The sequence below is a fragment of the Rhodococcus sp. JS3073 genome (genome assembly GCF_026810085.1).
GTDB lineage: Bacteria > Actinomycetota > Actinomycetes > Mycobacteriales > Mycobacteriaceae > Rhodococcus_F > Rhodococcus_F wratislaviensis.
In genome coordinates this window covers 4,636,246-4,662,746 of sequence record NZ_CP113951.1, presented here as the reverse complement: position 1 = coordinate 4,662,746, position 26,501 = coordinate 4,636,246, and the positions used below count along the sequence as shown (strand labels likewise).

Genomic DNA, 26,501 nt, shown 5'->3' with positions numbered 1-26,501 from the left:
GGAACATTTCGGCACTACCGGATACGGTCAGGGGCGTCAGATTTTCGCCGGACTCCAGTCGGGCGCCTCGACGAGGGCGACCTGCTTCAGGAGGTTCGCCGCCCGGCCGACGCCTTCGAGGGAATTGACGAGTGCGTCCTCGTGCTCGATGTTGAGGGTGCCGTCGTATCCGACCGCGCGAAGGTTGTAGACGAAATCCGCCCAGAACGTGGCGCCGTCCGGGTGGCCGAGACCGAGGGTGACGTAGTTCCAGGCCCGCCCCAGCGGATCGGTCAGGGGCCCGGTGTCGAGGAGTCCGTCGCGCTGCGCGGTCCAGGCGTTGATGCGAATGTCCTTCGCGTGCACGTGGAAGATCGACGTTCCGAGGGCGCGAATGACGGTGGGGATGTCGGCGCCCATCCACATCAGGTGGGACGGGTCCAGGTTCGCGCCCACCACGTCGGCGCCCACGCTGTCGATCAGCCGGAGCATCGCCGAAGCGCTGTGCACGAGTTGGCCTCCGCACGCTTCGACGGCGAGCTTGACGTTGTGGTCCCGGGCGAAGGCGGCGAGTTCCTTCCAGTAGGGGATTGCGACCTCGTTCCACTGGTAGGCGAGGACGTCGAGGTTCTCCGGCGGCCACGCCGTGGTGATCCAGTTGGGGTTCGTGTCACCCTTCGCGCCCGGCAGTCCGGACATGAGGACGACGGTCGGGACGTCGAGTGCGCTCGCGAGTTCGACGGTCTTGCGGATGACGGCGTCGTGCGCCTTTCCCGAGACCGGATGCAGTTGGTTGCCGTTGGCGTTCAGGGCGCTCAGTGTCAGACCCCGGGTGGAGATCTTCTCGGCGAACTCGGCGCGGGCGTCCGCGGACGAGACGAGTGCGTCGAGGTCGGCGTGCGGCGCCTCCGACCAGTTTCCCGTTGCGACCTCGACCGAGTTCAATCCGTGTTCCTGCGCGAGGTCGAGTGCTGTCTCGAAGGGCAGATGGCTGACCGAGTCGGTGATCAGTCCTATTTCCATACCTGTTCTTCCTCACACTCGGCGTCCTACAACTAGTACGTTCTAGTCCTCCTATTTGTCAAGACATTCTCAGCTGTGACTGTGCAGTGGTGTTCCCGCGAGAGCGAGGTGTGCCTCGCCGAGCGCTTCGGCCTGGGTGGGGTGCGCGTGCACGAGGGTGGCGACCTCGTCGGGGTAGGCACCCCAGTTGACGATCAGTTGGGCCTCGCCGATCAGTTCGCCCACGCGTTCCCCGACCATGTGGATACCGACGACCGGTCCCTCCGTCGCTCCGGCCCGCACCAGTTTGACGCCGCCGCTGGTTCCGAGGATCTGACTCTTGCCGTTGCCTGCGAGGTCGTAGACGACGGTGGCGACGTCTCCGTGCCGCTCGCGGGCCTGGTCTTCGGTGAGCCCGACCGACGCGACCTCGGGGTTGGAGTACGTCACCCGGGGGATGCCGCTGTCCTCGATCGAGGTCGGGCTCAGGCCTGCGATTGTTTCCGCGACGAAGATGCCCTGCTGGAAGCCGCGATGCGCGAGTTGTGGTCCGGCGACGATGTCACCGACCGCGTACACGTCCGGCTGTGAGGTGCGCAGCGAGTCGTCGACCGTGACGAAACCGCGGGAGTCGAGTGCGACGGAGTTCTCGGTGAGTCCGATGCCTGCGGTCCGGGGTCCGCGGCCGACCGCGACGAGGAGCAGGTCCGCCTCCATCGTGTCGCCCGACTCCACGGTGACGCTGACCGTGCTCTCGTCCTGGACCGCTTTCGCGAATCGGGTGCCGGTCATGATGGTGATGCCGCGTTTGCGGAGGGCCCGGGTGAGTTGCTTCGAGGACCACTCGTCCTCGGCGGCGACGAGCCGGGGCAGCGCTTCGACGATCGTGACGGCCGCGCCCAATGATGCCCAGATACTGGCGAACTCGACCCCGATCACGCCGCCGCCGAGTACGACGACGCGCTTCGGGAGCTCGGGAAACGTCAGTGCTTCGTCGCTCGTGAGGATTCGGCCGCCGATCTCGAGTCCGGGCAGGCTCCGGACCTGCGACCCGGTCGCCAGGACCAGCGAGGCGCCGGTGATCGTGCGGTCGCCCACGTGGACGGTGCGGCCCCCGCCGTAGCGGCCGGTGCCGTGCACCACCTCGATCTTGTGGCTGCGAACCAGCCCCTGCAGACCCTTGTAGAGGCGTTCGACTGTCGCGTTCTTGTAGGCGTGGACACCACCGAGGTCGATCCCGTCCAGCGTCGCACCGATCCCGAGGGCCGACGCGTGCGTGACGGTGTCGGCGACCTCCGCGGCGTGCACGAGCGCCTTGGTGGGGATGCACCCTCGGTGCAGGCAGGTGCCGCCGACCTTGTCCTCTTCGATCAGGGTGACGGTCTTGCCCAGTTGCGCGGCGCGGAAGGCGCAGGCGTACCCGCCGGATCCACCGCCGAGAATCAGGACGTCCGGTTGGTCGGACATGGGAGAACTCCCTCGGTCGGGCACGCCATGGGACGTGCAGCAAAGGTCGAGTGGACTGGTTTCAGCTCAGTGCGATCAGGGTCAACGGGTCCGACAGGATCTGCCCGATGGCCGCGAGGAATTTCGATCCCTTCTCGCCGTCGACCAGTCGATGGTCGAACGACAGGCTCAGCGTGGTGACCGACCGCAACGCGATCTCTCCCTGGTATTCCCACGGCTGCCTGCGGATCGCCCCGAAGCACAGGATCGCCGCCTCGCCGGGGTTGAGGATGGGGGTGCCCGCGTCGATACCGAAGACACCGACATTGGTGATCGTGATCGTGCCGTCGGCCAGATCTGCGGGCCCGGTCTTGCCCTCCTTCGCCGTGGTCGTCAGGTCCGACAGGGCGATCGCGAGGTCGCGCAGACCGAGGGTGTGGGCGTTCTTGATGTTCGGCACCATCAGCCCGCGCGGGGTTGCGGCCGCGATGCCGAGATTCACGGCGCGTTTGAGGACGATCTCCTGGGCATCCTCGTCCCAGGACGAATTCAGGGTCGGGTTGGTGCGCAGCGCCACGAGTAACGCCTTGGCCACCAACGTCAGTGGGGTCAGCCGCACGTCGGTGAAGTGTTTCGTTTCGCGCAGCTGATCCAGTAGGTCGAGCGTCGAGGTGACGTCCATCGTGACGAACTCGGTGACGTGCGGGGCGGTGAATGCGCTGCGGACCATCGCTGCGGCAGTGTGTTTGCGGACGCCCTTGATCGGGATGCGTTCCTCGTCGGCGTCCGGCGGGACGGCAACCGGCGACGTCGTCACCGGGGTGGCGGTGCGGTGGCGCTCGAGGTCGTCCCTGGTGACTTCACCGCGCACCCCGGTTGCGTCCACTTCGGTGAGGTCGACTCCGTGTTGTTTCGCGGCGAAGCGCACTGGCGGAGAGGCCAACGGCCGCAACGGAGCCGGGGCAGCTGTGATCCCGGTTTCCGCCACCGGACGCCGCTGCCGGCGTCGGCTGGACGAGTCCTCGGCCACGCCGTAGCCGACCAGGACCGGCGTCCGCTCGGCCGGGGCTGCGGGCGCGCTCGGCTCGGGTGCGTTCGCCGGGTCCTCGCCGGCGACGGCGACGTCGATGAACGGGCTGCCGACGTCGACGGTCGTCCCTTCCTCGGCGCGCAACGCGACGACCGTTCCGGCGTAGGGCGAGGGCAACTCCACGGAGGCCTTCGCCGTCTCGACCTCGGCGATGATCTGGTTGAGCGTCACGGTGTCGCCGACCTTCACCAGCCAGGTCAGCAGTTCGGCGTCGGTGAGGCCCTCGCCGAGGTCGGGCAGCAGGAATGTCTTGACAGTGGGCATGGGAAACTCCTGGTCCTACGCTGTGAAGGTGCGGTCGACGGCGTCGAGGATGCGGTCGACGTCCGGCAGGAAGTGCTCTTCGAGTTTCGCCGGCGGATACGGGACGGTGAAGCCGCCGACGCGGGCCACCGGCGCTTCGAGGTGATAGAAGCAGCGCTCGCTGATGCGGGCAGCGATTTCGGCACCGATCCCGAGGAACACGGGTGCCTCGTGCGTGACGACCAAGCGTCCGGTGCGCTGCACGGACGCGGCGACGGTGTCGACGTCGAGCGGGGAGAGGGACCGCAGATCGATCACCTCGATCGATCGTCCTTCGCCCGCAGCGACTTTCGCGGCTTGGAGTGCCGTCGTCACGAGCGGTCCGTACGCGACGACGGTGGCGTCGGTGCCCGGGGCGACCACCCGGGCCTTGTGCAGTGGGCTCGCCTCGGCAGCCGGGTCGATCTGCCCCTTTTCCCAGTAGCGGCGCTTGGGTTCGAAGAACAGCACCGGATCATCGGACGCGATGGCCTGCTGAATCATTGTCTGCGCATCGGCGGCATTGCTGCAGGTCACCACGCGAAGACCCGCGGTCGCGGCGAAGTACCCCTCCGGCGACTCGGAGTGATGCTCGATCGCGCCGATCCCGCCGCCGTACGGGACGCGGATGGTGATCGGCATCTTCACGTTGCCGCTGGTGCGGTAGTGCAGTTTGGCGACCTGCGAGACGATCTGGTCGAAGCCGGGGTAGATGAACCCGTCGAACTGGATCTCGCACACCGGCCGGTATCCGCGCATCGCGAGACCGACTGCGGTGCCGATGATCCCGGATTCAGCGAGCGGGGTGTCGATGACACGGTTGGGACCGAAGTCCTTCTGCAGTCCATCGGTGATGCGGAAGACGCCGCCGAGTTTGCCGATGTCCTCTCCCATGAGCACGACCTTCGGGTCGTTCTCGAGGGCGCGGCGCAGGCCGGCGTTCAGCGCCTTGCCGAGCGGGAGCGTGGTCGGGACGGCCGCGGAGATCGCTGTGCTCATGCGTCGGTTCCTTCGAAACTGTCGAGGTAGGCGGCGAACTGGCGCCGCTCTTCGTCGACGAGGGGATGGGGTTCGGCGTACACGTTGTCGAACAAGGACATCGGCTCGGGTTCGACGGTCTCGAGGCAGCCGCGGCGCAACGCCGCTGCGGTGTCGTCGGCGCGCTGCTGCACGGCGGCGAGGTAGTCGTCGTCGATCGCGCCTGCCGAGTCGAGAAGGGCGCGGATGCGGTCGAGGGGATCCTTGCGTTTCCATTCCTCGTCGAGCGCGGCCGGCCGGTACCGGGACGGGTCGTCGGACGTGGTGTGCGGGCCCATCCGGTAGGTGACCGCCTCGATCAGGGTGGGTCCGCTGCCTTCCCGTGCCCGTTCGAGCGCGGCCCGGGTCACGGCGATCACGGCGAGGACGTCGTTGCCGTCGACGCGCACGCTGGGAACACCGAAGCCCCGGCCCCGCGCGGCGATACTCACCCGCGATTGCAGACTGACCGGTTCGGAGATCGCCCACTGGTTGTTCTGGCAGAAGAACACCACGGGCGCGTTGAAGCTCGCGGCGAACCCGAAGGCCTCGGAGATATCGCCCTGACTGGTGGCGCCGTCGCCGAAGTAGGTGATCGCGGCGCCGTCGGAGCCGTCGAACTGCATGCCCATCGCATACCCGGTGGCGTGCAGCGCCTGCGCGCCGACGATGATCGCGGGGGTCGTCATGTTGTATTCGAACGGGTTCCAGCCCGAGTGCGTCGACCCTCGCCAGAACCTGAGCATGTGGGTGGGATCGACGTCGCGGCAGTACGCAACCCCGTGTTCGCGGTAGCTGGCGAAGACGAAGTCGTCCGGAGCGAGGGCGCGCGCCGACCCGACCTGCGCCGCTTCCTGGCCCAGCAGCGGAGCCCACAGACCCAGTTCGCCCTGACGCTGCAGCGCGGTCGCCTCCGCGTCGATCCGCCGCACCACGACCAGATCTTCGTACAGCGCGCGCACCGCCGGTATGTCGACATCGTCGACGAACCGGGAGTAGTCCGGATGACCCACTCGCGCACCGGCTTCGGTGACCAGCTGCACTACATCGTCATTGTCGAACACGAAAACCTCCGAAAGAGATGTCACGGGAGAGCCGGCCGCCCGCGGGTGACCGCTTCGGTCAGAATGTTGCATTCACACAATCATCAGGATTCATCATGCGCAAGTGGTGTCTGCCAAAATGAGCAGAATGCTCAACTATCGAGCTACGATCTCTGGAATACTGCGCTACATGACGAAACTCGATCGGACCGACGCCCGACTGCTGCTCGCCCTGTGCGACGCGCCTCGCGCCACCGGGGTGCAATTGGCGTCCCTACTGGGAATGGCACGGAATACCGTGCAAGCAAGGATGTCTCGCTGGGAAGAGCACCGCGTGCTCGCACCCGTCGACCGCTGCGTGTCACCCCGCGACCTGGGATACCCCCTGCAGGCGTTCGTCACCGCGGTGGTCGACCAGCACCGCCTCGAGAATGTCATCGAACACCTGCGGGACATCGCCGAGGTCGTCGAGGTCGTCGGCATCTCCGGTGCGGCGGACCTGCACATCGGCGTGGTCGCAGTCGATGCAGACGATCTGTACCGGGTCGCCGGTCTCATCCTCGCCGTGCCCGGGATCGAGCGCACCACGGTGTCCGTCGCGATGCGCGACGCCATCCCGTACCGAACCCGTCCACTGCTGGAGCGGATCGCCGAGGAGCAATGATGAAGGCGCGGCCCACAGTTGGGCCGCGCCTTCGCGAGTTCACCGGCTCGCGGCGACAACACTCCCGCTGATGTCTTCGTCGCTGCGAGTGGGACTTACCCGCGATCTGAGCACGAGAACCAGCACCACGGCGACGAGCATGACCGCCCCGACGACCCACAGGCCTGCGCGTGAGTTCCCGGTGGCGTCGAACAGCCACCCCGTGACGTACGGGGCGCCGAAACCGCTCATGTTGCCCACGGAGTTGACGACGGCGATACCTGCGGCGGCACCCGCGCCGGTCAGGAACGTGCTGGGCAGGTACCAGAACACCGGCAGGGCGCAGAACACACCGACCGCATTGACGGTGACCGCGATCATCGTCGTGAGCGGCGACTGCATGTACAGGGCCACCGGAATGGAGACGGCTCCGATCAGGGTGGGGACGGCGACGTGCCAGATCCGCTCACCGGTCCGGTCGGAGTGCCTGCTCCACAACACCATTGCGACGGCACCGACCGCGAACGGGACCGCAACGATCAACCCGGTGGTGAACAGCGAGAAGTCGGTGTCGAACGTCTTCTTGAAACCGGCGACGATGCTGGGCAGGAAGAAGCTGAGCGAGTACAACCCGTAGGTGATTCCGAAGTAGACGAGCCCCAGCATCCACACGCGGGAATCTGTCAGCGCCCGGCGCACCGACCCGCTGATATGGGAACCGGATTCGGATGCCTCGGATTCGAGTTCGCGAGTGAGCCACACCTTTTCGTCCTCGTCCAACCATGTGGCCTGCGAGGGCCGGTCCGTCAGGTAGAACCAGGTGACCACCGCGAGCACGACGGCGGGGATCCCTTCGAGCAGGAACATGACACGCCAGCCGGACAATCCGAACAGCCCGTCCCAGTATTGAATGATGGCGCTCGACAGCGGGGCCCCGAGCGCCGACGAGACGGGGAGCGCGAGAAGGAACAGACCCATCAGCCGGACCCGATAGGCACGGGGAAACCACAGCGTGAGGTACAGCAGGACGCCGGGAAAGAATCCCGCCTCGGCGATACCGAGCAGCATCCGCAGCGTGTACAGCGAGCCGGCATTGGGCACGAAGGCCATCGCCGCCGCGATGATTCCCCACGTGAGCATGATCCTGGCGATCCACCGGCGTGCCCCGAACCTGTGCAGCGCGAGATTGCTCGGCACCTCGAACAGGAGATACCCGATGAAGAAGAGCCCGGAGGCCAGACCGAACATGGTCTCGGTGAGCCCGAGTTCCTCGCTCATGGTCAGCTTCGCCAGCCCGATATTCGTGCGGTCGAGGTAGTTGACGAAGTAGGCCAGGCCGAGGAACGGAATCAGCCGCCGAGCGACCTTCCGGACCACCCTCGCCTCGATCTCGGGTTTCTGCAGTACAGACGACATGAATGACTCGGCTTCCTGAAGAGTGGGCGCCCGACCGGGCAACGTGATGCAGACCACTGTATGAGCCGGATCGCGTGGAAACCATGGAGAAATCACCCACACCGCGACAGGATCAATGGAGAGAATCACCGCCTTCGGCGACCAGGGTGTGCATCACGCCGTCGAGGCGTCGGAGTCGCCGCGTCCGACGAGCCCGTGCAGGAGTGAGTCGACGAGGAGCTCGGGTAGCTCCGGGTCGAGAGGTTCGCGGGTGAGCACGACCTTGAAGTGCATTGGGGCGACCAGCATTTCGATGGCGAGTCGGACATCGGTGGTCTCGGGCAGCTCACCCCGTCCGATTGCCCGCTTCACGATCTCACTCGACCGCGCGAAGCGCGTCTCCCAGTACCGGTTGCGCGCCTCGGTGGCGGCGGGGTCGTCGCCGGAGGCAGCCAGCGCCCTGTCGAAGGCGGAGCCGACCGGGCTGGTCAGGTACGTCGCGAGCCGACCGGCGTAGGCGATCAGATCGTCGCGAAGCGATCCGGTGTCGGGCACCTGGCCCCATTCTTCTGCTTCCTCGAGCAGCGCCTCGATCATCAGGTTCTCGCGCGTGCCCCACCGACGGTAGATGGATGTCTCGTGTACGCCCGCCCGGGACGCGACGTCCGCGACCGCCATGCCCGCCATGCCGTGCTCGTGCAGCGCGTCGAGAGCGGCATCGAGGACTGCGCGGCGGACTCGAGCGGAACGGCCACCGGGTCGACGCTGGGCTCCTTGATCACTCATGACCCCACCTTAACGCAAGACCCTTGCGTTTATGACGTGACTCAGCTCATACTGTTAATGCAAGTTTCTGGACTTAAGAAGGTGGGTAGTCATGACATCGCAAACCAGTGCGGAGATCACCGAGCGCAGCGAGACGGCGGACGGAATGCGCATCGACTGGGACGTACCCGTACCGATGGCGGACGGCACGATCCTGCGGGCCGACGTCTTCCGGCCCGACGACGAGGGCCGACACCCGGTGCTGATGACTCTCGGGCCGTACGGCAAAGGCTTGGCGTTCCAAGAGGGATTCGGGCCGATGTGGCAGCAGCTGATCAGCGCGTATCCGGAGGCAGCGGCCGGGTCGAGCAACCGCTACCAGGTGTGGGAGACCGTCGATCCGGAGAAGTGGGTTCCGGACGGATACATCTGCATTCGGGTCGATTCCCGCGGCGCCGGCCGCTCGCCCGGACTGTTGGACATGCTCAGCGAGCAGGAGGCCCGCGACTACTACGAGGCCATCGAATGGGCCGGCACCCGAGACTGGTCGAACGGCCGGGTGGGACTGCTCGGGATCTCCTATTACGCGGCCAACCAGTGGCTCGTGGCGGCACTGCGTCCGCCGCATCTGACGGCGATCTGCCCGTGGGAGGGCTTCACCGACTTCTACCGAGACCTGAACCGGCACGGTGGCATCCTGACCCGGTTCGGCCAGGCGTGGCAGGAGCACCAGATCTTCACCGTCCAGCACGGGGCCGGGGAGCGGGGCCGACGCAATCCCAACACCGGTGAGTTGGTCGCCGGACCGCCGACACTGACCGACGACGAACTCGTCGCGAACCGGGTCGACTCGATCGGGGAGGGGAAGCGCCGGGCGCTGCTCGACGAATTCGCGCAGGCCCGCACCCCGGACCTGACGCGGATCGAGGTCCCGGTGCTGTCGGCGGCGAATTGGGCGCACCGGTTGCACACCCGCGGCAATTTCGACGCCTACGCCCAGGTGTCCTCTTCACAGAAGTGGCTGGAGGCGCACGGTCACGAGCACTACGCGGAGTTCTACACCGACTACGGCGTCGACCTGCAGAAGCGATTCTTCGGCCACTTCCTCAAAGGCGAGGCGACCGGCTGGGGAGACCAGCCCCCGGTTCGACTGAACGTGCGCCACCTCGACGGCTCGTTCGAGGGCCGCGACGAACAGGAATGGCCGCTGGCCCGCACGCAGTGGACGCGGTTCCACCTCGACGCCGCGTCCGGAGCGATGAGCCCGACCGAACCACCGGCCGAGGGCACCGCCGAGTTTGCGGCGCTGGGGCCCGGTGTCGACTTCTGGACCGCGCCGCTGACCGGGCCGTTGGAGATCACCGGACCGGCCTCCGCCCGCGTACGTCTGGCGTCCTCGACCACCGACGCCGACCTGATCGTCACCCTGCGCGTGCAGGACCCCGACGGGAACGAGATCTCGCTGGTGGACGCGATCGATCCCCACGGTGCGCTCGGCGTGGGCTGGCTGCGCGCATCCCACCGCGAGCTGGACGAGGAGGCCAGTCTGCCGTACCGCCCGTGGCACCGGCATACGAGCAAGCAGCCGCTGACGCCGGGCGAGGCCGTCGATCTGGAGGTCGAGATCTGGCCTACTTCCATCGTCGTGCCCACCGGCTACCGGCTCGGCGTCACCCTCGCCGGCCGCGACTTCGACATGCCCGGCGACGGACCGTGGCCGGTGATCTACGGCATCGAGATGCGCGGCAACGGATTGACCCCGCACGACGATCCGGACGACCGGCCCGCCGGCATCTTCGACGGCACCACCACAGTGCACACTGGCCGGGACGCCGGCACCTCCCTGCTCCTTCCCGTGATCCCGCAGTAAGGGCCCGAAATCATGCGACGAATCATCGATCTGTCCGTGTCATTGCAGGCAGGTATTCCCTCCGACCCACCCGGTCATCGACCCGAGATCGACTACCTGGACCACGAACACACACGTGGTGATCTGCTGCAGTTCTTTCCCGGCGCTCGGGTCGACAACCTTCCCGACGGGGAAGGGTGGGCCATCGAGCGCGTCCAGCTGTCCACCCACAACGGCACCCACCTCGACGCCCCCTACCACTACGCGTCCACCATGGACGGCGGCCAGCGGGCCATCACCATCGACGAAGTCCCGCTCGAGTGGTGCTTCGGGCGCGGCGTCAAACTCGACTTCCGGCACTTCGACGACGGCTACGTCGTCACCACCGCGGACATCGACCGCGAACTGGACCGGATCGGACACACCCTCTCCCCGTTCGACATCGTCCTGGTCAACACGAGCGCCGGCGCCCGCTACGGCCACGACGACTACGTGAACACCGGCTGCGGCATGGGCCGCGAGGCGACACTGCACCTGCTGCGCCAGGGCGTGCGGGTCACCGGCACCGATGCGTGGGGTTGGGACGCACCGTTCATTTACACCGCCCAGAGGTACGCCGAGACCCAGGACGCCGGCATCATCTGGGAGGGCCACCGCGCCGGCCGCGAAATCGGGTACTGCCACATCGAAAAGCTCGGCAATCTCGAATCGATCCCGTCCTCGGGTTTCCAGGTGGCGTGCTTCCCCGTGAAGATTCACAAGGCCTCGGCCGGATGGACCCGCGCCGTGGCCATCTTCGACGAGGAGCAGGCATGAAAATCGGTTCCCTGTTCGTCGACGGTGTCCAGCGTTACGGCGCCGTCGACGACAACCACATCACCCTGTTGGCGGAGTCCGCCGACGTCTTCGACGTGCTCGAGTCGGACGACCCGAGCGTGGCCTCGACCGGTCACCGGCTGCCCTGGGATTCGACCACCGAACTGGCGGTGCCGGTTCCGGTCGCGAGCATCCGTGACTTCATCACCTTCGAACAGCACACCGCGGGCTCGCTGCGTGCGGTCACCGGGGCCGGCGCGATCCCGGACGCCTGGTACGAAGCGCCCGCCTTCTACTTCTCCAATCCCCACGCGGCGATCGGCTCGGGCGCAACGGTTCCGATGCCGCCGGGCTGCGAGGTACTCGACTTCGAATTGGAGGTCGCCGTCGTGATCGGCGCAGCCGGTTACAACCTGACCGTCGACGAGGCCTTCGATTATGTCGCCGGGTTCACGATCCTCAACGACTGGTCCGCCCGCGACCTGCAGGGACGTGAAATGCGGGTGGGCCTGGGAGCTGTGAAAGGCAAGGACACCGCCACCACCCTCGGACCGGTGCTGGTCACCGCCGACGAGTTCGTCGACCACGAGGTCGATGGTCGCTTCGACCTGAACATGGACGTCTTCGTCAACGGCACCCGCATCGGCGGCGACACCCTGGCGAACATGGCGTGGACCTTCGCCGAGTTGATCGCCTATGCCAGCCGCGGCACCTGGGTGCGGCCCGGTGACGTAATCGGCTCCGGAACCTGCGGGGGCGGCTGCCTCGCCGAACTGTGGGGATGGCGCGGCGAACAGCAACCACCACCCCTGCGAATCGGGGACACCGTCACCATGACCGTGGAAGGCATCGGCAGCATCCACAACACCGTGATCGCCGGACCACCACTCCACGAGGTTCCACCAGCGCGCCGCCGGCCCTCTGTCAGTGCGTCGTTCGGCGACGACCGCCGCGGAGAGGCTGCTCGGCTGTGAGCCGTGGGCTTCTCGCCGCCCGCTGATGGGCGGCGAGAGGCCGAATCAGAGAGTAAGGGCAGGCTATGCTCGCCCCATGGAGAATTCCGACTCTCCCTCCCCGCGGCTCGGCGAAGGGCTGTCCCTGCGCCGGATGCCTGCCCACTGGATGCTCGGGCGACTCGGCAAACGCGTCATGAGGCCGGGCGGACTCGGCCCGTCCCGGCGCATGATCGACACACTCGGCATCAGCGCGGACGACGACGTCGTGGAGATGTGGCCCGGTCTGGGACAAACCACCGCACTGGCGCTCACCGGCGAACCTCACTCGCAGCCTTCCTCGGCCGCGCCCTCGCACACCCCACCGTGCTGCCACGACTCGCCGACATCTGGCGGACCTTCCACCGTTACCGCGACCACCTGGGCGCCATCACCCTCGTCGCCGAACGAACAGAAGGAAGCTAGACGGACTACTCGAAGATCTTCCCGGGGTTCATGATTCCGCCCGGGTCGAGCGCGTTCTTCACCGCTCGATGCATGCCCAGGACGACCGGATCGAGTTCCTGGGCGAGGCCGTCCATCTTCAGGAGACCGACACCGTGCTCGCCGGTGACCGTGCCGCCGAGTTCCAGTGCCGCGTCGATGATGTCCGCGAACGCGGCCTGTGCCCGGGCGCGGGCCGCCTCGTCGTCGCGGGGTGTGATGAGCAGCGGGTGCAGGTTTCCGTCACCGGCGTGTGCGATGTTGGCGATGGTGGTCTCGTGGGCGATGCCGATCTGTTCGATACGCGCAAGCATTTCGGGGACAGCCCGTTTCGGCACGCACACATCTTCGGTGAGCACCGGTCCGAGTCGCTCCATCGCGGGGTAGGCCAGACGACGCGCAGCGAACAACGCGTCCGCCTCCTCCTGGTCGGTGGAGACGGCCGACCACGTGGCTCCGGCTTCGTCGAAGCACGACAGCATCTTTTCCGCTTCCTGGTCGCCGACGACTCCCGCGGTGTCGATGCGGCCGAGCAGAACGACGTTCGCCTCCACGGACAGGCCCATCTTCTTCCAGGCGTCGACGGCGATGAGGCACTGCTTGTCCACCAGTTCGAGCGCCGACGGGGTGAGCCCCGCCGCGGCCACCGCGCTGACGGCCCGACCCGCGTCGACTATGGAGTCGAAGTAGCCGGCCACCGTGCGCTGCGGGTCCTGGAGTGGGCGCAACTTGACGGTGATTTCGGTGATGACGCCGAGCGTTCCCTCGGAGCCGACCATGAGGCCCGCCAGATCGTAACCGGCCACACCCTTGGCGGTCTTGCGTCCGAGGCGCACGAGGTCACCGGTGCCGGTGACGATCTGCATGCCGAGCACGTAGTCACGGGTGACGCCGTACTTGACGCAGCACAGTCCGCCCGCGTTGGTGGCGACGTTCCCTCCGATCGTCGACCACGGTGAACTGGCCGGATCCGGGGGATACCAGAGTCCGTGTTCGGCGCACGCGGCGCGGAGATCGTCGTTCACCACGCCGGGCTCGACGACGGCGTACCGCTCGAGCGGATCGATCTCCTTGATCGCGTTCATGCCCTCGAGCGCGAGGACGACGCAGCCGTCGGTCGCGTTGGCTCCGCCGGACAGGCCCGTGCCGGCACCCCGCGTGACGACGGCGGTGTCGTGGTCGAGGCAGGCGCGCACGACCGCCTGGACTTCGAGGGCCGTTCGGGGCCTGACGACTGCGACCGGGGCGGCGTACGGCGCCCACTCCGCTTCGTCGTGCTGGTACTTGGCGACGACGTCGGGGTCGCGCACGACGCGATCCGCGGGAAGGGCTGCCAAGAGCGCATCGATCAACATGACGAAAACCGGTCCTTTGCGGGCGAGAAGGTGATGTCTCGAATCTAGCTGTGATCTGGATCTCGGCCAATGTAGATTTCATCTATCAAATCCAGTTGCCCATGGATGGAGGCACCAGTGAGTACTGCCGATCGCGGCTGGATGGAACTGCTGCTCGACGACGCACCGATCGACGAACTCGATGCCCTCCGGCGCACGTTGATCGAGGAATCCGGCGCGTCCGACCGGGCCGCGGTCGAACGCGAAGCCAACGCTGCGCTCCGGCTCCGGGCGCAACTCGACCAGCGCCAACAGCGCAGTAGGGAGTTGGCGGCGCTCAACGACATCGCCGTCCGTTTGACGACGGTTCGCGACGACCGGGTGTTGCTGCAGGAAGTGGTCGATCAGGCGCGGCAACTGCTCGGCGTGGATCTCGCCTACATGGGATCGGTCTACGACGAGGAATTCGTCATCGAGGTCACCAGCGGGGCCTTGACCCCGAATCTCGTCGGAATCCGACTGTCCCTGGACGAAGGACTCGTGGGTCTGATCGTCCGCAGGTCCGCGCCGGAGTGGACGCCCGACTACCAGAGCGAACCGGCGTTCCGGCACATCACCGGAGCCGACAGTGCGGCGCGGTCGGAGAACATGCGCGGCCTGCTCGGGGTGCCCCTGCGCGTCGCCGATCGCGTCATCGGCGCACTGTTCGCGTGCAAGCGTCAGGAACGGGCCTTCACCGAATCCGAGATCGCGCTGTTGTCGGCACTGGCAGCCCATGCGGCGATCGCGATCGAGAACGTGCGCTCGTTGGAACGTGAGCGAGACACCGTCGCACGGCTCGAATCGGCGAACACCGAATTGTCGCAGCGCACAATCGAGCTCGAACAGATATTGCAATGGGATCGGACCCTGACTCAGGTGGTGCTGCTCGGCGCGGGGGTGCAGCGGCTGGTCCAGGAGGTCGCTCAGCTCTCCCGGCAACCGGCCTATTTCGTGCAGGACGAATCCGCGTTACCCGTCGACCTGATACCGCACGCCGACGACGTGTCCGCGGCGGTCGGTGAACTACGCGCGGGCGGGAAGGACCACGTCGAACGCGGCGAGGTGATCGCGCAGCGCGTCGCGGCGGCCGGCGAGATGCTCGGCGCACTCCTGTCCGTGGGAGCCGGGCAGCCGACCACGCGTCTGCTGCTCGAACGCGCGGCACCCGCGATCGCACTGTCGCTCGCCGAGGAACGTGCCGCGGGGGAGGCGACGCGGCGCGCACGGGATGCGTTTCTCGTCGACCTGCTGACCCATCCCGCCGCCACCGCACAGGACGAGCGCCGCCAACTGCGGTTGGCCGGGCTGAACCCCGACACGACGTACTGCATTGCCGTGGCGATCACCACGGGCCAGAACACGTCGGTCCGCACCGCTCTCGGGACGTTGCCCTTCCCTTCGGGAACCGTTGCAGCGGAACACGGTTCACGGGCGCTGGCAGTCGTGCCCGCCAAGGATTCCGCCTCTGTCCGGGGGGTGTTCACCGCCGGACGGCTCGACGCGACGATCGGCATCGCGGAGCCCGCGCGCGGTGCGAAGGCGCTCGCCGACGCGTACGTCGAAGCCCAGCAGACCGTCGACGTGCTCGACACATTGGGTCGCGCGGGCGAGGTCTCGTCCGCGCGCGGTCTGGGCATCTACCGGATCCTGCTGAGCCACCTGGCCCGCGAGCACCTCGACGAACTCACCGAGGCCCAACTGGGGCCGCTGATGACGGAGCAGGCCAAACGCGGAGTGCCACTGCTGGAAACACTGTCGGAGTATCTGGCTCACGGCCGCCACCATGCGGCGACCGCGTCGAGTCTCGGCGTGCACGTCAACACCCTCTACCAGCGTCTCGACGCGATCGACCGCCTCCTCGGCCCGGACTGGCGTAACCCCGACAAGGCCCTCGATCTGCAGGTGCTGATGCGGTTGCGCAGAACCGCGGAACTCCTCGGCACTCGCACTCGGTGACCCGGTTCAGGCGCTGATGCCGCCGGTGAGGATGGCGGCGAGTTCCGCGTAGGCGTGCGCGTCGTCGAGTCCGGTGCTGTCACGGACCCCGCGCTGCTGGATGCGGACCATCATGGTGGCGGCGAGATCGGCGGCGAACGCGGCGTGCACGTCGCGGAAGTCCCCGTCGGCGACACCTTCGGTGATCAGCTCCTGGACCCGCACGGCGGCGAACTGGGTGTTCCGTTCGTACACCTCCCGGGCCGGCGGGAAGGCGTCGAGGTCAGCCATGAACTGGTCGGATGCGGCAGAGAGGGCGTTGCCCACGGCCGACAGATAGGCGGTGATCCGGGCACGGGCCCCGGTGATCGGCTCGACGTGGGACTCGACGTCCTCGGTCGCGCGGCGGAAGAAGTGCACCGTGGCGGCCCGGACCAGCTGTTCTTTGCTGCCGGCGAGGGTGTACAGCGTCGACTTCGAACAGCGCAGCCGGTTCGCGATCTCGTCGAGCGTCAGGTGGGCGAACCCCTCGACCAGGATGAGGTCGACGAGGGCGTCGAAGAGCTGGGTGCGCCGTCGGGTGGCGAAACCGGTTCGGGTGGGCTGCTCCATGACAGAAATAGTACTGGTCGATGCCTTGCAGTACTATTTCGCAATCAGTACCCTGGGGCGTAATCCAGTACTGTTTTCCGTAGCCTTCTCGAGGAGAAACCGTGGCCGTCGATCGCTTGCTGCCTACTGACGAAGCCCGTGACCTGATCCAGCTCACGCGGGACGTCGCCGACAAGGTCCTGACGCCGATCGTCGACGAGCACGAGAAGGCGGAGACCTACCCCGAAGGGGTGTTCGCCACCCTCGGCGAGGCCGGACTGCTGAGCCTGCCGTACCCGGAGGAGTGGGGCGGCGGCGCACAGCCCTACGAGGTGTACCTGCAGGTGCTCGAGGAGATCGCCGCCCGCTGGGCCTCCGTCGCGGTGGCGGTCAGCGTCCACAGCCTCGCCTGCCACCCGCTGATGGCGTTCGGCACCGACGAGCAGAAGCAGCAGTGGCTCCCGGAGATGCTGGGCGGCAACACCGTCGGCGCCTACAGCCTGTCCGAGCCGCAGGCCGGGTCCGATGCCGCTGCACTGACCTGCAAGGCCACCGCGACCGACGGCGGGTACGTCGTCAACGGCGCAAAGGCATGGATCACCCACGGCGGCATCGCCGATTTCTACAACCTCTTCGCCCGCACCGGTGAGGGATCGAAGGGAATCTCCTGCTTCCTGGTCCCGAAGGGCACCGAGGGACTGACGTTCGGCAAGCCCGAGGAGAAGATGGGCCTGCACGCCGTGCCGACGACGTCCGCGCACTACGACGACGCCTTCGTGCCCGCGGAACGACGGATCGGCACAGAGGGTCAGGGTCTGCAGATCGCGTTCAGCGCGCTCGATTCCGGCCGACTGGGCATCGCCGCGGTCGCCGTCGGTCTCGCGCAGGCCGCCCTCGACGAGGCCGTCGCCTATGCCACGGAGCGGACCGCGTTCGGGAAGAAGATCATCGACCACCAGGGCCTCGGCTTCCTGCTCGCCGACATGGCCGCCGCCGTCGACTCCGCGCGCGCCACCTACATCGACGCGGCCCGCCGCCGCGACGCCGGCCTGCCGTACTCGCGAAACGCGTCCGTCGCCAAGCTCGTTGCCACCGACGCCGCCATGAAGGTCACCACCGACGCCGTCCAGGTGCTCGGCGGCTACGGCTACACCCGCGACTTCCGCGTCGAGCGGTACATGCGCGAAGCGAAGATCACGCAGATCTTCGAGGGCACCAACCAGATTCAGCGCCTGGTCATCAGCCGCACCCTCGCCGCGAACTGACGCACCCACCACCAGAGAAAGGCTCTTCGCCTCATGCCCACCTCCGTGATCGTCGCCGGCGCCCGTACCCCGATCGGCCGTCTGCAGGGTTCTCTCGCCGGATTCTCCGGCGCCGACCTCGGCGCCATTGCCATCGAGGCGGCGCTCGGCAAGGCCGGTGTCGCCCCGGACCGGGTGCAGTACGTCATCATGGGGCAGGTCCTCACCGCCGGCGCCGGGCAGATGCCCGCCCGTCAGGCCGCCGCGAAGGCCGGCATCCCGATGAGCACCCCGTCGCTGAACATCAACAAGGTGTGCCTGTCCGGGGTCGAGTCGATCATCCTCGCCGACCAGTTCATCCGGTCCGGCGCGTTCGACGTGATCGTCGCCGGCGGCATGGAGTCGATGAGCCAGGCACCGCACCTGCTGCCCGGTTCACGCAGCGGTTTCAAGTACGGCGACGTCACCCTCGTCGACCACATGGCCCTCGACGGTCTGCACGACGCATTCACCGATCAGCCGATGGGGCTGCTCACCGAGGCCGGCAACGACAGGGACGTCATCGCCCGCGAAGACCAGGACGCGTTCGCGGCCCGCTCCCACCAGTTGGCCGCCAAGGCCTGGGACAACGGGATCTTCGACGACGAGGTCGTCCCGGTCGAGATCCCCGCCCGCAAGGGTGAGAGCACCTGGCTGCGCCGCGACGAGGGCATCCGCCCCGACACCACCGCCGAAACCCTGGCGCGGTTGCGCGGCGCGTTCCGGGACGGCGGCACCGTCACCGCGGGGAACGCGTCGACGATCAACGACGGCGCCGCCGCCGTCGTCGTGATGAGCAAGGAGCGCGCCGAGGCCGAGGGACTGACCTGGCTGGCCGAAATCGGCGAGCACGGCATGGTCGCCGGACCGGATTCGGGTCTGCAGTTCCAGCCGTCCGGCGCCATCGCGAAAGCCTGTGACGCGGCAGGTATCTCGGCCTCGGAGCTGGATCTGATCGAGATCAACGAGGCGTTCGCCGCGGTCGGGATCGCCTCCACCCGCGAACTCGGTGTCGACCCCGACCGGGTCAACGTCAACGGCGGTGCCATCGCCCTCGGTCATCCGATCGGCATGTCCGGCGCCCGCATCACCCTGCACCTCGCGCTCGAACTGCAGCGCCGCGGCGGCGGCACCGGCGCCGTCGCCCTCTGCGGCGGCGGCGGACAGGGCGACGCCCTGATCCTGCGCGTCCCCTGACGTCCCCCTTTCCTATCACTGCCGCAACCACATTCGAGGAGAACTTTGTGAAGATCGATGGAGCCGTCGCTGTCGTCACCGGCGGAGCATCCGGGCTCGGGAACGCCACCGCCCGGGCCCTGCACGAGCGCGGCGCCCAGGTCGTGCTGCTCGACCTCCCGTCGTCCGACGGGGAAGTGGCCGCCAAGGAGATCGGGAAGGGCGCCTACTTCACGGCCGCCGACGTCACCTCCGCCGGTGACGTCACGTCCGCAATCGACTTCGCCGCGTCGCTCGGCGACCTCCGCGTGCTGGTCAATTGCGCGGGAATCGCGACGCCCGGCAAGGTTCTCGGCAAGGCGGGCGCCCTTCCCCTCGCGGACTTCGAACGCGTCGTCCGCATCAACCTCGTCGGCACCTTCAACGTCCTGCGCCTCGCCGCGGAGAAGATCGCCCAGACCGAACCCGTCGACGGGGAACGCGGCGTCATCATCGACACCGCCTCCGTCGCCGCGTTCGACGGCCAGATCGGCCAGCCCGCCTACGCGGCATCCAAGGGCGGCGTCGCCGCGATGACACTGCCGATCGCCCGCGAACTGGCCCGCCACCTCATCCGCGTCGTCACCATCGCACCTGGAATCTTCGAAACGCCCATGATGGCCGGGCTCCCCGAGGAGGCGCAGGAGTCCCTCGGACAGCAGGTGCCGCACCCCTCCCGGCTCGGCAAGGCCACCGAATACGCCGCCCTCGCCGCGCACATCATCGACAACGCCATGCTCAACGGCGAAACCATCCGCCTCGACGGAGCCATCCGGATGGGTCCCAGGTAGAAGTCGACGAATACTGCCGGCGGCACCGAGTCATCGGGTGCCGCCGGCGGCACCGACCGGACGGATTCCTCGATCAGACTGGGGCCGGATCGATCGGCCTACATACCTACGTAGTTCGCGCATTTGACTGCTGATCGACGCACCCGCGCTTTTCGGAGGGGGTCGAAATTTGCCGTCACACATGCGACCACATCTTCGGTGCGGGGGCATGCAGGCCGCGGTTGCAAAGTGAGACATCCGGTGCGGAGGCGAAGACTTGGCTCCATTCCACGCAACAGCCTGGAGATGGAATGATTTCTCCACTTGGAGTGCGTTGCGAGCAGCGGAGCCTTGTCTGAGCCCTACGTCGGAACGGTTTGTCTTTCGGCAGCCGATTGCATTGTTCCTCGGTCGCGAAGATCATCCGCTCCCGTCCTTGCTCCACTCCCTTTCGCACTGTGCCTACGAGGCTGCCAGTCGCTTTACGCAGCAAAGCTTTCCGACCACTGAGGTCGTTCGCGAGGGCCACCACGCGGTATGGGCTGACTGGCCAGACGATATACGGTGACGAGATCAGGCTTGGCCGCACGTTGTGCCTGAACGGAACAAGGACCGGAGCGTCGCACGTCAAGAATCGCCCTTGCGGATCGTGCCAGATCTCAATCTGTCGAGTCGTGAGGACGTCGGCGGCTTCCCACATAGCCTTGAACAACAGTTCGGTGTGGATGCCTGCCAGTCGATTCGGGTTTGCTGCGTCGTTATCGATCGACTGGTGCTGCTCAGGATTCTGGGCGAGCAGCCACTCGTCGTACTGAAGGTGAAGGCGCCGCTGCTGCAGCGTTCGCATTCTTTGAACTGCGATTGAGACGCACAATCCTACTAAGTCATCGAAGTCGAGAATGTGGGGGTCCTCCAGCTCGTTAAAGAGACGCTGGACTCGCCGCAGTTCGGTATCGACGACGCCGAACAACAACTCGACGCGGTTGTGCGGCGATCCGTCAGGTCCAACAACTCTGTAGAAGTTTTCCTTCACGCAGACATTCGAGGTTCCGAGGGGCTTCGATATGCCGGTGACTGTGTCGAGGGTCCAGACTCGCTTTCCGTCGAACGACCACTGCCGAAGGTACGACTGCGGTACGTAGTGATGTCGCCGGCTCGGCGGGTCCTCGGCGCGCTGCTGCATGAGCAGGCGATCCATGTACTCCCGCGCTCGACCAGGCAATGATCGACCGCCAGCGGTCAGAGGAACCTGGCCCCAAGGGTTGGGAGTCGATTGGATTATCTGCCACCTCCCGCCTTCGACGGCGCCTGAGTTGATCTGCATAGTCCAGAGGCTACGACATTCAGGCCAACCAGTTCGGCCGTATCCGTGTCGTCTTCCAGTGGTGCAACGCCACCCGGCTACCGTTCAAGCTCGTCGGCGGCATCAACAAGGGACGACGCGACGCTACAGACCTCGAGGCGGCGCGCACGTTTGCCGAAGGGCTACGGGCCCAGTCCAACCGCGTTACCGCGTGATCGCCGGCAGCATCGGCCGGGACGGGTCAGGGAGCCTCGGCTGCGAGCTGCTCGAGGATCCAGGCGGCGGCGTACGGACTGGAGCGCAGGCTGGAGTGGTCGACCGCGGGTGCGTCCGGATAAGCCTCTTCGAACAGCGTGTTCGTCACTCCGGGCTCGGTGATGAACGAGCACGTCCCGGCGGGTGTCGCGATCTCGTCGTTCGCAGTGGCCAGCGCGGAATAGCTGACGCCGGGTTGGGTGATCGACCCATCGCCGAACACCGCCGTGTGCACTTCCGAGCCGGGCGCCAGCTGAAGGGCGACCGCCAGCTCCGGTGACGCGTGCCCGAGCAGCGGCGACAGGAACGGTAGCGCCTGCAGCGCCTGCACTGGGGTGACGGGCGGATTGTGTATGCCGTACGTGGCGAGGAAGCCGGCGCCGTCGCAGTCCCGTCCCTCCGGTGCCAGGAAGACGGCATGCGTCACGTTTTGGGCACCGCCGAGCACCTTCAGATAGTAGTTCGAGACGACCGTGCCGGCCGAATGCGCGACGATGTCGACGGCATCGGCCCCCGTGACATCAGTCACCGACGTGACGAACTCCGCGAGCTGGGCAGACTCGTCGGGAATGGCTCCGGCCCAGCGTTTTCCGTCGACGACACCACCCTGGAACACCAGGGTGCAGGCCGCCGATTCGCGCAGCGCCGACGTCACCGTCGACCACTGGTCTGCGGTCTCGGCGGTGGTGCCGTCCGCGCCCGGCAGCACGATCACCGGGCGTGGATGCGCGGCGGTAGGACTACAGTCGATCGGCGGAGTCACCACCTCGCCCGCGGGCAGCACGACCGGATCCACGGATCCCGTGGATGGCGCCGCCTGCGCGGACCCTCCCGCAGTCACAACAAATCCGACCGTCAGTGCCACGAGAACACTCGCGCATCGTCCACCCATGTTCGAAGTCTCCCCACCTCGTGTGCGACGCCCAGATGGTAACCCGAATCCACGGACATCTCGGGTGTTCAGTCCGGCACAGCCAGCAGGATACGGGTGCGAGTGCCGCGGTCGACGAGGTCGTGAGCGCGCGCGGCCTGATCGAGAGGCACGGGTTCGTCGATGGCGATCGACAGGGCACCGCCTGCCGCTGCGGTGGTGAGGTCGGTGGCGGCCTGTTCTTTAGCCTCGGCCGGGAAATCGTCGCTACCCAGCAAGCGAATGGTGATGTTGTCGAACAGCATCGGCCAGAACGGGAAGCTGGGTCGGTCCTCGCTGGTGCCATAGGCGGCGATCACGGTGTTGTTCTTCGCTACCGCGGCGTCGAGGTCGACGTTGTCGGAGAAGGCGACCTCGACAATGCGATCGACCCCGCCCGGCGCATGTTCTCGGATCTGACCGGCAGGATCGGGACCATCCAGTGAGACGACCTGCTCGACGCCGCGGCGGTGGGCATTCTCGAGGTCGAGGCGATGACGCACGGTCCCGATGACGGTCGCTCCGCCCCACGTGGCGAGTTGCGCCGCAAGGGTTCCGACGCCGCCGAGCACGCCGTGCACCAGGACGGTGCCGCCCCGAACCGGTCCGTCACCGAAGACCGCACGGTGGGCGGTGATGCCGGGGATACCCAGGCACGCGCCGACATCGTCGCCGACGGTATCGGGAAGAGTCACGGCCTGAGCGGCAGGGACAACCGTGAACTGGGCCGCAGTGCCGAACGCGCGGTAGGACTGCGCACCGAACACCCAGACCCGTTCGCCGATGCGGGCAGAATCGACACCCGCACCGACCTTGTCGACCACGCCGGTGCCGTCGCTGTGCGGGATTACCCGCGGGAAGGGCATCGACGACCCCAACCAGCCCCGACGCTTCTTGGTGTCGCCGGGATTGATCCCGGTTCGGGTGACCTTCACCCGAACCTCACCGGCGCCGGGTTCGGGCGTCGGCAGGTCCCCGAATCGCAGCACCTGCTCGGCCGGGCCTTGCATGTCGTACCAGACTGCCAGCACAGGGGGTCCTTTCTTGCGCCCGCACACGCGATGATGTCGTTGGGGATGCTCTACCTGGGATCAACTTTCGGTTCGGCAAGTATTTCGTGCAGCCAGGATCGCTCCGCGGTACTGGTCGCCCGGGCGACGCGGAGCATCCCGCGGCGGTAGGGGTCACCGACCTCCTCGGCGCGCAGCGGCCGGTCGCCCTCGTAGAAGAAGCTGGCCGGTTCCTCGAGGAACGCCAGGCGCCGCCGCAGCACCGCCGCCCGAGCGACGGGGTCGGGCAACCGGGACAGGAACGCCAGGATGGTCATGAACTTGGTGTTGTCGGTGATCTCGTGCTCGTCCGGTTCCCGCAGGCGGCGCAGCAGTTCGCTACGGCCGACGGCGGTCAGGTGCAGTACCTGCCGTGGGGCCGCCGCCGAGCCGGGTTCGGCCCGCTGTTCCAGAAGCCCTTGCCGCACCAGGCGTTTGATCGCCGGGTACAGGCTGCCGTCGCTGACCGGGCGGGTGTAACCGGACAACTGGGTGACGCGGCGGCGCAGCTCGTAACCGTGCAACGAACCGTCGGCGAGGAAACCCAGGATGGCCAACTCCAGCATGCCACAAGCGTACACCTCGAAACGAGATACCTCGATACGAGGTATCGTTTGCCTGCGCAAACTCGGCGCCTGACTCTTCGACACCCCGGAGTGCACTTCCTCATGACGATCAATCCCGCTGCCCCCGACCCTCAGGGGCCGCCCACCGCAGGCAACGCGGCCACCGACCACCCGCTCCCACGGGCCTCGATCGTGGTCGCGGCCCTCTCGACCGTCGTCGAGTGGTACGACTTCACCCTCTATTTGTTCATGGCCACGGTGCTCTCCCGGGTGTTCTTCGGCGACGGACCAGAATCGATCCTCACCACCCTCGCCGTCTTCGCGATCGCCTATGTGATGCGACCGATCGGAGCGCTCGTGTTCGGATACTTCGGTGACAGACTCGGCCGACGCCCTGTCCTGCTCGCATCGATGACCGTGATGACCGCCGCGATGCTCGCGACCGCGCTGCTACCCACCCAGACGCAGATCGGGCCCACCGCCGGGGTCCTGTTGCTGTTGTTTCGGTGCGTCATGGGGTTCTCCGTGGGCGGGGAATACACCGGCGTGATGACCTACCTCGTCGAGGGTGCGGTTCCGGGCCGTCGCGGGTTGGTGGCGTCACTTGCCGCCGCGGCGAGCGAGATCGGCGGTCTGCTCGCCGCCGGGGTTTCCGCATTGACCGTGTTCTTCGTCAGTGGTGATGCGCTGGAGGAGTGGGGTTGGCGGATCCCGTTTCTGGTCGGAGCCGTGCTTGCCGCGCTCACCCTGGCAGCTCGCTCGATAATGCAGGAGTCGCCGGCTTTCGAGCAGTTGCGAAAGTCCGGGTCGGCGCCTTCGCGCCCGCTCAGCTCCATTCTGCGATTTCATCGGCCTGCGCTGTATCGAACGTTCGCAATCTCCGCGTTGGCCTCGGTGACCTACTACGTCGGCATCACGTACGTGCCCGTCTTTCTGTCCACCGTGACCGGCTACGACGAACGGTGGTCACTCGGGCTGACGACGATCGCGTCGGTGGCCGTCGTCGCGGTCACCCCGATCGCCGGAGCACTGACCGACCGGTTCGGGCGGCGACCGACACTGATCGTCCTCGGCGCACTCGCGGTTGCGTTGCCCGTGACCATGTTCGGGCTCATGGCCCACGGCTCGCTCGCTCTCGCGCTGACCGGCGCGGTGACCCTGGCCTGCATCGCCGGCGGCCTGAGCGCTGTCGGGGCCTCCGCCACTCCCGAACAACTCCCCGTCGCCGGCCGGTTGAGCGGTCTGGCCGTCGGCACCGTCGCAACCACCATCTTCGGTGGCCTCACCCCCTACCTTTCCCAGGCGCTGGTCCAGGACAGCGGTTCGGCGATCGTCCCCGGAGCCATGGTCGCCGCTGTCGCCCTACTGGCCCTCCCCGTCCTGTGGCGCATGCCCGAGACCGCACCCGGGTTTCTCGCACCCGGCCTGCCGTCGGTCTTTACGTTCTGTGAAACAACTCCAACTGGATGTTGTCCGGATCGCGGAAGACGACCACAGAGTAGGGGCGTGCGCTGTCCTTGTCGATGACACCCGAGTGCGGAACACCCAGCTCACTCAGCCATGCCGCCCAGGCGTCGAGGTCGCTCCGCTGGGGCACACCCCACGCGATGTGATCGAGGCCGACACGACGCTCGTCGAACGAGCCTGCGACGACAGCCGTGTGGTGGTGCAACCCGATGAGGAAACCAGTGCGCGGATCGATCAACAACACCGCATATCCGCCCTCCTCGTCGCCATGGTGAGGAGCGACGGTCGGTAATCGTTCGAGTCCGAAGACTCGGCTGTACCAGTCAGCCGACGCCTCCACGTCGGAGACCGTCGGGGAGAAGTGGTGAATTCCGGTCGTGGGCGGTGCGTAAGAGTGCGACATACGCGATCACCCGATTTCTTTGTGGAGCACCGACGACGTGCCGTTCCTGCGGAATATGAGCCGGAACATCACGACTCCTGCCGCCGACTGTCCGTGGACTCGGTCACCGGCGGCCGCCAGCGTCGTAGTTCGGTGCCGGCTTCGTAGGCCTGCGAGGAAGGGTAAGTCACCAGCTCGACCGTGCTTCCCCAGGGAGTTCTGGCGTACAGGTACCGGTTTCCGGGCCCGGCGTCGCCGCCGGGCAAGTCACCCGGCGCACTGAGCAGAGTTCCACCCGCCTTCTCCAGTTTTCTAGCGGCGGCGTCGATGTCGTCGACGTAGACGCAGAAGTGCTGGATGCCGAAATCGCTCGGCAGCACGGGATCTCGCTGTTTCGTCCCGGAGTAGACGAACAATTCGAGGTTCGGGCCGTTGCCCAACCGCAGCATGCGGATCGACTCGATCGCGGTTCCCGGTGGAACACCGAGGCCGGATTCGATGCCGGGACCGGACAGCGGGGCATCGATCATGTCGTAGATCTTCTCGGCGCCGAACGCGTCGGCGAAGAAGGTGGTCGCTTGTTCGAGGTCCGGCACGGTGATGCCGATGTGTTCGATCGCTCGGACGGTCATCTTG

Annotated in this window: 24 protein-coding genes; 9 read left to right on the top strand and 15 right to left on the bottom strand. The window is 66.9% G+C overall.

The genetic code is table 11. The annotated features are described in order from the left end of the window. Positions 1–36: 36 nt before the first annotated feature. The 5 genes from OYT95_RS21095 to pdhA all read right to left on the bottom strand — a co-directional run bounded on the left by OYT95_RS21095 (position 37) and on the right by pdhA (position 5,880). A complete protein-coding gene (locus tag OYT95_RS21095; protein WP_268788926.1) occupies positions 37–1,002 on the bottom strand; it encodes a sugar phosphate isomerase/epimerase family protein in 966 nt (321 codons plus the stop codon). 69 nt (positions 1,003–1,071) lie between these two features. Further along, positions 1,072–2,448 carry a dihydrolipoyl dehydrogenase gene (lpdA, locus tag OYT95_RS21090; RefSeq protein WP_268788925.1) on the bottom strand — a complete coding sequence of 459 codons (1,377 nt, stop codon included), beginning with the start codon at positions 2,446–2,448 and terminating at the stop codon, positions 1,072–1,074. Positions 2,449–2,509: 61 nt separating this feature from the next. After that, a complete protein-coding gene (locus OYT95_RS21085) occupies positions 2,510–3,781 on the bottom strand; it encodes a dihydrolipoamide acetyltransferase family protein (protein ID WP_268788924.1) in 1,272 nt (423 codons plus the stop codon). Positions 3,782–3,796: 15 nt separating this feature from the next. Then, positions 3,797–4,798, bottom strand: coding sequence for an alpha-ketoacid dehydrogenase subunit beta (locus OYT95_RS21080; protein ID WP_112299827.1), 1,002 nt, complete (start codon positions 4,796–4,798; stop codon positions 3,797–3,799). Beyond that, positions 4,795–5,880: a pyruvate dehydrogenase (acetyl-transferring) E1 component subunit alpha gene (gene pdhA, locus OYT95_RS21075; RefSeq protein WP_128640698.1), complete on the bottom strand. Its 1,086-nt coding sequence runs from the start codon at positions 5,878–5,880 to the stop codon at positions 4,795–4,797. The genes OYT95_RS21080 and pdhA overlap by 4 nt, the downstream gene beginning before the upstream one ends. A 169-nt stretch (positions 5,881–6,049) precedes the next feature. Here pdhA and OYT95_RS21070 point away from each other — a divergent pair, with 169 nt between their 5' ends. After that, on the top strand, positions 6,050–6,523 hold the full coding sequence (locus OYT95_RS21070) for an Lrp/AsnC family transcriptional regulator (RefSeq protein WP_128640697.1): 474 nt from the start codon (positions 6,050–6,052) through the stop codon (positions 6,521–6,523). A 39-nt stretch (positions 6,524–6,562) separates the two neighbouring features. Here OYT95_RS21070 and OYT95_RS21065 read toward each other — a convergent pair whose 3' ends face one another. Both OYT95_RS21065 and OYT95_RS21060 read right to left on the bottom strand, forming a co-directional pair. Further along, positions 6,563–7,918, bottom strand: coding sequence for an MFS transporter (locus OYT95_RS21065; protein ID WP_128642275.1), 1,356 nt, complete (start codon positions 7,916–7,918; stop codon positions 6,563–6,565). 153 nt (positions 7,919–8,071) lie between these two features. Further along, a complete protein-coding gene (locus tag OYT95_RS21060) occupies positions 8,072–8,683 on the bottom strand; it encodes a TetR/AcrR family transcriptional regulator (RefSeq protein WP_268788923.1) in 612 nt (203 codons plus the stop codon). A gap of 91 nt (positions 8,684–8,774) precedes the next feature. On the opposite strand from OYT95_RS21060, the gene OYT95_RS21055 reads away from it, so the two are divergent. From OYT95_RS21055 to OYT95_RS21045, 3 genes are read left to right on the top strand one after another with little or no spacing between them, the layout of a single operon-like run. Continuing rightward, positions 8,775–10,532, top strand: a complete 1,758-nt coding sequence (locus tag OYT95_RS21055) for a CocE/NonD family hydrolase (protein ID WP_112299824.1) — start codon at positions 8,775–8,777, stop codon at positions 10,530–10,532. 12 nt (positions 10,533–10,544) lie between these two features. Continuing rightward, entirely contained in the window at positions 10,545–11,327 is a 783-nt protein-coding gene (locus tag OYT95_RS21050) for a cyclase family protein (protein WP_268788922.1), read from the top strand. Next, the gene (locus OYT95_RS21045) at positions 11,324–12,301 is read left to right on the top strand and encodes a fumarylacetoacetate hydrolase family protein (RefSeq protein WP_268788921.1); all 978 of its coding nucleotides are present in this window, start codon (positions 11,324–11,326) and stop codon (positions 12,299–12,301) included. Before OYT95_RS21050 ends, OYT95_RS21045 begins: the two co-directional genes overlap by 4 nt. Positions 12,302–12,750: 449 nt before the next feature. Here OYT95_RS21045 and OYT95_RS21040 read toward each other — a convergent pair whose 3' ends face one another. Beyond that, positions 12,751–14,118: an FAD-binding oxidoreductase gene (locus OYT95_RS21040; RefSeq protein WP_268788920.1), complete on the bottom strand. Its 1,368-nt coding sequence runs from the start codon at positions 14,116–14,118 to the stop codon at positions 12,751–12,753. Positions 14,119–14,223: 105 nt separating this feature from the next. On the opposite strand from OYT95_RS21040, the gene OYT95_RS21035 reads away from it, so the two are divergent. Continuing rightward, positions 14,224–16,095, top strand: a complete 1,872-nt coding sequence (locus tag OYT95_RS21035; protein ID WP_268788919.1) for a helix-turn-helix domain-containing protein — start codon at positions 14,224–14,226, stop codon at positions 16,093–16,095. A 6-nt stretch (positions 16,096–16,101) separates the two neighbouring features. Here the strand turns inward: OYT95_RS21035 and OYT95_RS21030 are convergent, their stop codons facing one another. Then, positions 16,102–16,686 (bottom strand): TetR/AcrR family transcriptional regulator, encoded by a 585-nt coding sequence (locus tag OYT95_RS21030; protein ID WP_268788918.1) that lies wholly within the window; start codon positions 16,684–16,686, stop codon positions 16,102–16,104. Positions 16,687–16,787: 101 nt separating this feature from the next. Here OYT95_RS21030 and OYT95_RS21025 point away from each other — a divergent pair, with 101 nt between their 5' ends. The 3 genes from OYT95_RS21025 to OYT95_RS21015 are packed head-to-tail and all read left to right on the top strand — an operon-like array spanning position 16,788 to position 19,954. Then, a complete protein-coding gene (locus OYT95_RS21025) occupies positions 16,788–17,930 on the top strand; it encodes an acyl-CoA dehydrogenase family protein (RefSeq protein ID WP_268788917.1) in 1,143 nt (380 codons plus the stop codon). A 33-nt stretch (positions 17,931–17,963) separates the two neighbouring features. Further along, the gene (locus OYT95_RS21020; protein ID WP_268788916.1) at positions 17,964–19,145 is read left to right on the top strand and encodes an acetyl-CoA C-acetyltransferase; all 1,182 of its coding nucleotides are present in this window, start codon (positions 17,964–17,966) and stop codon (positions 19,143–19,145) included. A gap of 47 nt (positions 19,146–19,192) precedes the next feature. Next, the gene (locus tag OYT95_RS21015; protein ID WP_268788915.1) at positions 19,193–19,954 is read left to right on the top strand and encodes an SDR family NAD(P)-dependent oxidoreductase; all 762 of its coding nucleotides are present in this window, start codon (positions 19,193–19,195) and stop codon (positions 19,952–19,954) included. Positions 19,955–20,129: 175 nt separating this feature from the next. On the opposite strand, the gene OYT95_RS21010 is transcribed toward OYT95_RS21015, so the two are convergent. The 4 genes from OYT95_RS21010 to OYT95_RS20995 all read right to left on the bottom strand — a co-directional run bounded on the left by OYT95_RS21010 (position 20,130) and on the right by OYT95_RS20995 (position 24,016). Then, the gene (locus tag OYT95_RS21010; RefSeq protein ID WP_268788914.1) at positions 20,130–21,257 is read right to left on the bottom strand and encodes a DUF4238 domain-containing protein; all 1,128 of its coding nucleotides are present in this window, start codon (positions 21,255–21,257) and stop codon (positions 20,130–20,132) included. Between the two features lie 220 nt (positions 21,258–21,477). Beyond that, complete coding sequence (locus OYT95_RS21005; RefSeq protein ID WP_268788913.1) at positions 21,478–22,383, bottom strand: esterase/lipase family protein; 906 nt, start codon at positions 22,381–22,383, stop codon at positions 21,478–21,480. 68 nt (positions 22,384–22,451) lie between these two features. Further along, complete coding sequence (locus tag OYT95_RS21000) at positions 22,452–23,432, bottom strand: NADPH:quinone reductase (protein ID WP_268788912.1); 981 nt, start codon at positions 23,430–23,432, stop codon at positions 22,452–22,454. 50 nt (positions 23,433–23,482) lie between these two features. Continuing rightward, entirely contained in the window at positions 23,483–24,016 is a 534-nt protein-coding gene (locus OYT95_RS20995) for a PadR family transcriptional regulator (RefSeq protein ID WP_268788911.1), read from the bottom strand. A gap of 102 nt (positions 24,017–24,118) precedes the next feature. Between OYT95_RS20995 and OYT95_RS20990 the strand changes: the two genes are divergently transcribed. Then, positions 24,119–25,543 (top strand): MFS transporter, encoded by a 1,425-nt coding sequence (locus OYT95_RS20990; RefSeq protein ID WP_268788910.1) that lies wholly within the window; start codon positions 24,119–24,121, stop codon positions 25,541–25,543. Here OYT95_RS20990 and OYT95_RS20985 read toward each other — a convergent pair. Then, the gene (locus OYT95_RS20985) at positions 25,455–25,886 is read right to left on the bottom strand and encodes a VOC family protein (RefSeq protein ID WP_268788909.1); all 432 of its coding nucleotides are present in this window, start codon (positions 25,884–25,886) and stop codon (positions 25,455–25,457) included. The genes OYT95_RS20990 and OYT95_RS20985 overlap by 89 nt on opposite strands. Before the next feature lie 68 nt (positions 25,887–25,954). Beyond that, positions 25,955–26,497, bottom strand: a complete 543-nt coding sequence (locus tag OYT95_RS20980; RefSeq protein ID WP_268788908.1) for a VOC family protein — start codon at positions 26,495–26,497, stop codon at positions 25,955–25,957. Positions 26,498–26,501: the final 4 nt, after the last annotated feature.